The sequence below is a fragment of the Saccharomonospora iraqiensis subsp. iraqiensis genome (assembly GCF_000430445.1).
Taxonomy (GTDB): Bacteria; Actinomycetota; Actinomycetes; order Mycobacteriales; family Pseudonocardiaceae; genus Saccharomonospora; species Saccharomonospora iraqiensis.
This window is the reverse complement of sequence record NZ_KE387128.1, coordinates 1,040-3,213: the sequence shown is the minus strand read 5'-3', so window position 1 is coordinate 3,213 and position 2,174 is coordinate 1,040. Positions and strand designations below refer to the sequence as shown.

General features: G+C 73.7%; 2 protein-coding genes and 1 pseudogene. All 3 read left to right on the top strand.

Annotated elements, in window-relative coordinates:
* The coding region (locus ACTIR_RS0119035; protein WP_026455466.1) for a phosphatidylserine decarboxylase at positions 1-550 on the top strand (550 nt) is incomplete at its 5' end.
* 4 nt (positions 551-554) lie between these two features.
* Positions 555-1,553, top strand: a complete 999-nt coding sequence (locus ACTIR_RS0119030) for a CDP-alcohol phosphatidyltransferase family protein (protein ID WP_026455465.1) — start codon at positions 555-557, stop codon at positions 1,551-1,553.
* A 25-nt stretch (positions 1,554-1,578) separates the two neighbouring features.
* A pseudogene (locus tag ACTIR_RS24375) lies at positions 1,579-2,174 on the top strand (AAA family ATPase); the annotation flags it as partial.

Sequence of the window (2,174 nt, the reverse complement as noted above, 5' to 3'; positions counted from 1 at the left end):
CCTCGGCGCCCTCGCCACCGCGGCGTTCTTCCGCGAGCCCCGCCGGGTGCCGCCCACCCGCAGCGACCTGGTGCTCTCCGCCGCCGACGGCCTGGTGTCGCTGATCGAGGAGGCGTCGCCGCCCCCCGAACTCGGCCTGCCCGACGGGCCGCGCACCCGGGTGAGCGTGTTCCTGTCCGTGCTCGACGTCCACGTCCAGCGCGCGCCCGCGACCGGCAGCGTCGAACAGGTCGCCTACCGGCCGGGCACGTTCCTCTCCGCCGATCTGGACAAGGCGAGCGAGGACAACGAGCGCAACACCCTGCTGCTGCGCACCGACGACGGACACGACCTCGTCGTGGTACAGATCGCCGGGCTTGTGGCCCGTCGTATCCTCTGCGACGTGTCCCCGGGCGAGCGGCTGGACGCGGGTTCGACCTACGGGCTGATCCGCTTCGGTTCGCGCGTGGACACCTACCTGCCGCCCGGCAGCCGACTGCTGGTGCGCGAGGGACAACGCACCATCGGCGGCGAGACCCCGCTCGCCGAGCTCCCAGCGACGAAGGACTGAATCCATGGCCCGGACCACCCCCGGAGTCCGGTTGCTGCCGAACGCGGTCACCGTGCTCGCCCTGTGCGCGGGACTCTCGGCCGTGCAGTTCGCCCTGTTCGGCGATCATCGGCTCGCGATCGGCGCGATCGGGATCGCCGCCGTGCTCGACAGTCTCGACGGCCGGATCGCCCGGCTGCTCGACGCCTCCTCGCGGATGGGCGCCGAGCTCGACTCGCTGTCCGACGCGATCTCGTTCGGGGTCGCCCCCGCACTGGTCCTCTACGTCTGGTCCGGCGAGCCCAGTCGCCTCGGCTGGGTCGCCGCGCTCATCTTCGCGGTGTGCATGGTGCTGCGCCTCGCCCGGTTCAACACCCTGCTCGACGACGCGGAACAACCGCCCTACGCCAACGAGTTCTTCGTCGGGGTTCCCGCCCCGGCCGGTGGTCTGCTCGCGCTGCTGCCGGTCATCGCCACCCTGGCGTTCGGTCCGGGCTGGTGGTCGGCGGAGGCGACCGTGTGGCTGTGGACCGTCGCCGTCGCGCTGTTGTTGATCAGCCGCCTGCCCACGTTGTCCCTGAAGAAGCTGCGGGTGCCCGCCAAGGCGGTGGCGCCGCTGCTGGTGTTCGTCGGCCTGGCCGCCGCCGCCACGATCCAGTACCCGCTGCTGGTCCTCACCAGCGTGCTGCTGCTGTACCTGGTGCACCTGCCGTACTCGGTGTACCGGTACCGGTGGCTGGCCCGCCATCCCGAGGCGTGGGAGGTGCCGTCGCGGGAACGCCGGGCGATCCGGCGGGGGCGCACCCAGCGCAAACTCGGGCTCCGCAGGCCGCAGTTCCGCAGGGTGGCCGGGGTGGCCCGGCGCGCGGTGCGCAGGCCGCGCCCCACCGGGCACGTGCCGAGGGTCTACCCACCCGAGGGTGCCGCGCCCCCGGCACGCGGCGGCACACGCACCACACGGCGCCGGAACTGGCGTCGCATCGGACTGCGGCAGAACCGCGAGCGGGAATTCAGCAACGACTGACCAGCACCCCGGCTAGCCTGGGGAGGTGAGCACGCCACAGCTGACCCTGACCGTCCGGCACACCGCGTCGGCGTTGGACACCCGCCGCGGTGTGGTGCGGCTGCACCGCGAGGTGCTGGACGCGCTGGGGCTGCGCGCCTGGGACGCCGTGCGGCTGACCGGGGCCCGGGTCAGCGTCGCACTCGCCGCCCCCGCACCGGCCGGAGCGGCGCCCGGGGTCCTGCTCGCCGACGACGTGACGATGGGCAACGTCGGTGTGGCGGAGGGAGCCGACGTTCTCGTCCGACCCTGCGAGGTACGGGCGGCACGCCGGGTGACCGTCTCCGGTTCCCGGCTGGCACGCCTGTCGGTGCCGGAACACACCCTGCGACTGGCCCTGATCGGGAAGGTGCTGACCGTCGGTGACGCCGTGTCGCTGCTGCCGCAGGATCTGGCCCCGCCACCGGGTTCGGACGTCCCCGCCGTGCGGGGGACCCTGTCCCGGGCCGTGGGCGCCACCTGGACCAGCGAACTGCTCACCGTCACCGCGACCGAGCCGGACGGGGCGGTGGCCGTCGGCCGTGCGACCGTGGTGACCTGGCGCGAACCGCACACCCCGGCGCCGGACGGCCCCGCGACCCG